This is a genomic window from Brevibacterium sp. AGC70 (assembly GCF_057334195.1).
In genome coordinates, this window is sequence record NZ_JBHFIH010000009.1 from 21,682 (window position 1) to 27,865 (window position 6,184).

At 62.3% G+C, this 6,184-nt stretch carries 6 protein-coding genes and 1 tRNA gene; 5 read left to right on the forward strand and 2 right to left on the reverse strand.

The window, feature by feature from the left end; genetic code table 11:
• Positions 1 to 9: 9 nt before the first annotated feature.
• The 3 genes from ACE03M_RS05480 to ACE03M_RS05490 are packed head-to-tail and all read left to right on the forward strand — an operon-like array spanning position 10 to position 3,043.
• The gene (locus tag ACE03M_RS05480; RefSeq protein WP_485933088.1) at positions 10 to 978 is read left to right on the forward strand and encodes an arsenic resistance protein; all 969 of its coding nucleotides are present in this window, start codon (positions 10 to 12) and stop codon (positions 976 to 978) included.
• A gap of 32 nt (positions 979 to 1,010) precedes the next feature.
• The gene (locus ACE03M_RS05485; protein WP_143921556.1) at positions 1,011 to 2,465 is read left to right on the forward strand and encodes an AlkA N-terminal domain-containing protein; all 1,455 of its coding nucleotides are present in this window, start codon (positions 1,011 to 1,013) and stop codon (positions 2,463 to 2,465) included.
• Between the two features lie 50 nt (positions 2,466 to 2,515).
• Entirely contained in the window at positions 2,516 to 3,043 is a 528-nt protein-coding gene (locus tag ACE03M_RS05490) for a methylated-DNA--[protein]-cysteine S-methyltransferase (protein ID WP_143921557.1), read from the forward strand.
• A gap of 76 nt (positions 3,044 to 3,119) precedes the next feature.
• Here ACE03M_RS05490 and ACE03M_RS05495 read toward each other — a convergent pair.
• Positions 3,120 to 3,192, reverse strand: a tRNA-Ala gene (locus tag ACE03M_RS05495).
• Positions 3,193 to 3,342: 150 nt separating this feature from the next.
• Entirely contained in the window at positions 3,343 to 3,537 is a 195-nt protein-coding gene (locus ACE03M_RS05500) for a hypothetical protein (protein ID WP_143921558.1), read from the reverse strand.
• Between the two features lie 859 nt (positions 3,538 to 4,396).
• On the opposite strand from ACE03M_RS05500, the gene ACE03M_RS05505 reads away from it, so the two are divergent.
• Together ACE03M_RS05505 and ACE03M_RS05510 are read left to right on the forward strand one after the other, a co-directional pair.
• Positions 4,397 to 5,296 (forward strand): universal stress protein, encoded by a 900-nt coding sequence (locus tag ACE03M_RS05505; RefSeq protein ID WP_143921559.1) that lies wholly within the window; start codon positions 4,397 to 4,399, stop codon positions 5,294 to 5,296.
• Positions 5,293 to 6,162 (forward strand): alpha/beta fold hydrolase, encoded by an 870-nt coding sequence (locus tag ACE03M_RS05510; RefSeq protein ID WP_143921560.1) that lies wholly within the window; start codon positions 5,293 to 5,295, stop codon positions 6,160 to 6,162. The genes ACE03M_RS05505 and ACE03M_RS05510 overlap by 4 nt, the downstream gene beginning before the upstream one ends.
• Positions 6,163 to 6,184: the final 22 nt, after the last annotated feature.

The following is a 6,184-nucleotide window of genomic DNA, read 5'->3' on the forward strand; positions in this document are numbered from 1 at the left end:
TGCCCCCGCGTGCTCGCTTCACTGACCAGACATCAGGTCCTCTGGTACCTCATCGCCATAGTCACAGGCGCTCTCATCGGGCTGGGCCAGCCGGTAGCATCATCGCTCGCCACCACTGCGATCACGCCCTGCCTCATCGCGCTCCTGTTCGTGACATTCCTCGACATCCCGTTCGATGCCGTCCGTGTTTCCTTCACGGACATGAAGTTCCTGGGCGCAGTCACCCTCGTCAACTTCCTGATCGTCCCGCTGATCGTCGCCGGCCTCTATGCCATCATGCCTCCTGCTCAGCCCATCATCCTGCCAGTCCTCATCGTTCTCCTCACCCCCTGCATCGACTACGTCCTCGTCTTCACCAGATCGGCAGGCGGCGATCACGTAAGTCTGCTGGCACTGACGCCGGTGCTCATGCTCGTCCAGATCATCCTCCTGCCGGTCTACCTGTGGATCATTCTCGGCACCACAGCAGTCGGACCGATCGCGCCGGGGCTCTTCATCGCCGCCCTCGTCATCTTCATCCTCCTGCCGCTGGGTACCTCAGTCGTCGTGCGTCTGCTGTCTCGGAGGTCGACGGTCGCGGATCGCTGCGTCCAGAGTGTCTCGGGGTCGATGGTGCCAATGATGATGCTCACCCTGGCTGTGATCGCCGCGGCGCAGGTGCCCCTGATCGCTTCGCATCTGTCGGATCTCGGTGGTGCCGTAGCGACATTCGTCGTGTTCGCGATCATCATGACCTGCCTCGGCGCGATCCTGGCTCGGGTGCTGCCTCTGAGCGTGGGCCAGGGGAGGAGCCTCGTCTTCACCGCGGTCACCCGCAATTCGCTGGTCATGCTCCCGATCGTGCGCGCCATGACTGCAGATGGCATCGGTCCCTCGACCGTCGTCGCGCAGACGATTGTCGAGCTTGTCTTCATGCTCCTCCTCGTCCGTCTGGTCCCACGAATCCTGCCGGACACCGCCGTGTCCGAAAACCGCTAGTATTGTCGCTCTCGGGCGAGCAGAATAGTCACATGCTCACCACAGATCAGTGCTACCAGGCAGTGGCCGGACGCGACAGACGCTTCGACGGAATGTTCTTCACCGCGGTTCATTCAACGGGCATCTTCTGTCGTCCGTCCTGTCCGGCGAGAACTCCGCTGCGCAAGAACGTCGGCTTCTACCAGACTGCAGCGGCAGCGGCGGATGCCGGATTCCGAGCCTGCAAACGGTGCCGACCCGATGCCAGCCCGAATTCGCCTGAGTGGGATAGTCGAGCCGATGTCACCGCCCGGGCCATGAGACTCATCCAAGATGGTCTCGTCGACCGGGCGGGGATCTCCGGCCTCGCCTCGGCATTGGGATACAGCCCACGGCAGCTGGGACGAGTGCTGCAGTCCGAGATCGGCGTCGGGCCGCTTGCCATCGCCCGCACCGAACGCGTCAGGACTGCTCGAACGCTGGTCGAATCGACGACCTTGTCGATGAGCGAGATCGCCTTCGCCGCCGGATTCTCGAGCATTCGACAATTCAACGACACCTTCCGAGCCGTGTATTCGTCGACTCCGCGGGATCTGCGCAGCAGCTCCGGGGAGGCGCACACCGGTCAGGACATCACTGTCCGCCTCGCCTACCGGCCGCCGTTCGACCATGCTCACCTGTTCAGGTATCTGAGTGTGCGTGCGATTCCCGGGGTTGAGGATGTCAGCGGCGATCGCTACACCCGTTCGCTGCGCCTAGCGCACGGACCTGCCGTCCTGACCCTGACACCGGGTGCCGGTGACTACATCGAGTGCCACCTCGGTTTAGCCGATACCCGCGACCTGGGAAGCGCGGTCGCCAGGGCCAGGCGAATCCTCGACCTCGACGCGGACCCCATCGCGGTGCGAGCGACACTGACCGAGGCAGGGCTCTCCGCGCTCATCGACAGGTACCCGGGCATCCGCTCCCCAGGAACAGGCGACCCCGTCGAACTCGCAATTCGAACGGTCCTGGGCCAGCAGATCTCGGTCAGCGCCGCGCAGACTCATCTGACCCGCCTGGTGACCGCCTATGGTCAGGTGCTGCCGGATGAGCTGAGGGCCGGCACTGTCGACCGAGTGTTTCCCACCGCAACAGCAATCGCAGAGATCCCCGACGAGCATTGGGCGCTGCCCGGTCGCAGGATCGCCACCCTTCGAGCGCTGAGCGCACACCTGGCCGACGGCTCGATCGATCTGGGGCCGGGATGCGACCGGACTGAGGTCAACGACAGCCTGCTCGCCATCCCCGGAATCGGTCCGTGGAGTCTTGGCTACATTCGGATGCGTGCGCTGGGAGACCCCGATGTCCTTCTCAGTTCGGACCTCGGAGTCAGGAAGGCTATGGAGGAGCTCAACGGTTCAGACACAGACATGACCGCCTGGACCCACCAGTCGGACCGTGCCCGACCCTGGAGGTCCTACGTCACCCATCTGCTGTGGGCCCATCACTCCCAGCCACAACCATGATCAGCACAGCGAATCAGGAACAGCACCGCGAATCAGGAACGGAGAACACAATGACGATGACACTGACCCAGCCCACGGCGAACGCAGCGCGATATTCGATCATCGACTCGGCGCTGGGGAGGATTCTTCTCACCTCCGACGGCGATCACCTGACCGGGCTCTACCTTGATGATTTCGATCGGATTCTTAAGCGACTGGCACTGTCAGGCGATGCCGAACCGGTCCTCGACGACGGACTCACGGTGTTCGCAGCGACGGGGGAGCAGCTCGCCGAGTACTTCGCGGGAACCCGCGTCGCATTCGACATTCCATTGGCCCCGAAAGGCACCGAATTCCAACGCGAAGTCTGGCAGGCGCTGACAACGATTCCCTACGGCGTCACCGCCGGATACGGGGAACTCGCTGCGTGGATCAGCAGACCGACAGCGGCGCGCGCAGTGGGAGCCGCCAATGGTCGGAATCCGATCAGCATCATCGTTCCCTGCCACCGTGTGATCGGAGCGAATGGGGCGCTGACCGGCTATGCCTGGGGTGAAGAGAAGAAGCGGAGACTGCTCGACCTCGAAGCGGGTCGCTGACGGCAACTTCGCATACGAGCCACGCATACGAAGATGGGCCCGGCCTCATTGTGATGAGACCAGGCCCTTCATGCGGTGGAGGTAAGGGGATTCGAACCCCTGACCTTCTCCATGCCATGGAGACGCGCTACCAACTGCGCCATACCCCCGCTTGCTCGATCAATATTACTCAGGTGCGCGCGGGACGACAAATCGGCGGAGAGTGACGCTGGCCACACTCGTGTGGTTAGCCGGTGGCGGGAACAGGGAATCTGACGCTGGCCGGGACCAAGTGAACTCCCGGTCCCGGCCACCGGACATCAGATCATGGGCCGAACATAGTAGAGGTACTTCGCGACGTCGCGTTCGCGCTGCTCCTTCACCCGTTCATCGCGAGCGTGTCTGCGAAGCTGCGCCCGACGACGGTCGCGAAGAGTGACCTGCTTGCGATCCTTTGCGGCGGCAGTCGGACGGCGGGCCCATTGGATCAACTTGAGCCCGGTGTTCAGTGCCACACGCCGTGGATATGTGATTGGAAATGCCGTGGACAAAATGATTCCTTAATGTTTTCGGGCAGGGGGAATGCCCAAATGAGGGTTAGTGGAAATGTTCGAGGACAATGAGCTGAAGAAAGGCCCGAAGACTCGAATGAAAGCGACTTCTGGGAAATGAACTCACGGATCGATGTCCGCAATCAGCTGAGCCTTGGTGGGAATCAGATGAATTGGCGGCAGCAGCCCACAGGCAGGCTCAATCGGATAGTGGATCAAGGCCCCAAAGGTCGGTGGTGTTCATGAATGAACGCACCTGGTGAACAACGGTGTCCTGGGCGAGGCCACCTCAGGCGTGCTTGCACCGTGTGGGCGCCAACGGTGGCGACACAGCGGTATGACCTGGGTAATCTAGCGGCAGAGGAAGTACCGGCGTTCAGATGACCGGTGGAGAAAGACGTAAGATGCGGCTGAAATTCAGCCGACGAGCCCTTGTCCGCCAATCAAGCAGGCAGTGTTCCCGGTCCAGCAGTGCTGGGGCTTCGGAAATGCGATAAGTTTCGGCATAGTTCTGCGCTCCCTTCTTGGTCGTGGATCTCGTTTGAGCGGCGTCAGCGCTCAAGATGGGCTGTTGCAATTCTGGGGTTTGTGCGAATCCGTAATTGCACTGTCGAATTTATCACAGGTGAAGAACTGTGTGTAGGTTTTGTTCATTCTTTCTGAACTTTATTGTGACTAATGAGAATCGTGGGTTATTCGGTCCGGTCATCGATGCGCACCGTCACGTGGAGCACCTTTCCATCGGGCTCGGGATGTGAGGTCGAAGAATGCTGAGCTGCCGACGTAGAATCTTCTCAGACTCGCGACTTACTGGGAGAAGACAATGTCACAGCCTGCTGCCACCCCTCGACGACTGGTCGTCGGATACATCGCCACCGATCGTGGACGCGACGCCATCGCTCTGGCCATCTCATTGGCACGTTCTGCTGGGATCGAACTCATTGTGACGATCGTACGTCCGGAGTCATCGACCTTCACGGCAGGCAATTCGATTCCGCAGGACGGCACCGGGATCGTCTCGCAGCAGCTCGAAGACTGGCTCGACGAGGCACTGGCGCTGGTGCCCGATGACGTCACGGCCCGCGGTGTCATCCACACCTCGTCCAATGAGTCCAAAGGTCTGATGGAGGTCGCCGAGACCGAAGGTGCACTCGGCATAGTCATCGGTGCTCGAGCCACGACGCTGATGCGCTCATTCCGCATCGGGACCGTCGCGACCTCGTTGCTCCATTCCTCAGTGGTCCCGGTGGTCCTGGCTCCTGCAGGCAACTCGGACATCGGTCCCGTCTCTCGAATCACCACGCTCTTCGGCGCACGCCCCGGAGCCGCGGCGCTCATCGGTGCCGCCGTGCAGTCAGCCGCGGCCCTCGACGTGGATCTGCGGCTGCTGTCGCTGATCGAGAACGACGGGCTCGGCGAGGACGATACCGTGGAGATTCAGGAATTCGCCGAGGAATACGGGGGAGCGGTGTTGGCCGGCCGCGCGGCCGAGATGTTCGAGTCGGGCCGGGCCGTCGTCAAGTCTCAGGCCGGAGCCGACATCGAAGACGCGGCCGCGAACGTGGACTTCCAACCTGGCGAGATCGCATTCATCGGTTCGAGCAGACTCGGCCGAGGCGGACGCGTCTTCATCGGTGCGCGTGCCAGGCGACTTCTGCGTGTGCTGCCGGTGCCTGTCGTCGTTGTGCCCCGGCGCGCGAGCAGCACTGTCTCGACGAAGTGAGCCTCCCTGCTCCTGAGCGCACCGACTTCACCGTCGACGGTCACCCAACCGCCGTGTGGGTGCACTCCTCGGGATCGACCGCGCGTCCTGTGCTCATGGTCCACGGATTCCGCGGCGACCACCACGGAATGGACCTCATGGCAGGGGCGATCCGTGATCGCGATGTCATCGTCGGCGATCTTCCCGGATTCGGCCTCACGCCACCACTGTCGGCAGGTCTGAGTCTTGACAGCTACTGCGATCATCTCGTCGGGCTCATCGCAGAGGTGGCTTCGCGTTGGCAGGCCGCGCCGATCGTTCTCGGCCACTCCTTCGGCTCGATTCTGGTCGCACATATGGCTGCGCGCCGACCGGCGACTGTCGGTGAGCTCATCCTCATCAACCCGATCACTACACCGGCGCTCGAGGGCTCCGCCAAAGTGCTGACGGCTCTGACCCGTCTCTACTACAACCTCGGAGCCCAGCTGCCGGAGACGATCGGTCACCAGCTGCTGGCCAATCCGATCATCGTGCGGGCGATGAGTGAGGTCATGGCCACCACCAGTGACCGCGGTCTGCGCCGCTATATCCACGATCAGCATGCTCGGCATTTCTCCACCTTCAGCGATCGGGATTCGCTGGCAGCGGCCTTCGAGGTTTCGGTCGCCCACACCGTCACCGAGGTGGCCGGCGACCTGAGGATGCCCATGCTCGTCATCGCCGGAGACAAGGACGCCATCGCCCCGATCCCGGCAACTCGCGAATTCGCATCGGAGTTGGCGTGTGCACAGTTCGTCGAGCTCTCCGGTGTGGGGCACTTGGTGCACTATGAGCGTCCCGAGGAAGCCGCCTCGGCGATCATGGGATTCTGTCGCGGCAGGGAATGAACACCGAAAGGGGGGGGGGGGG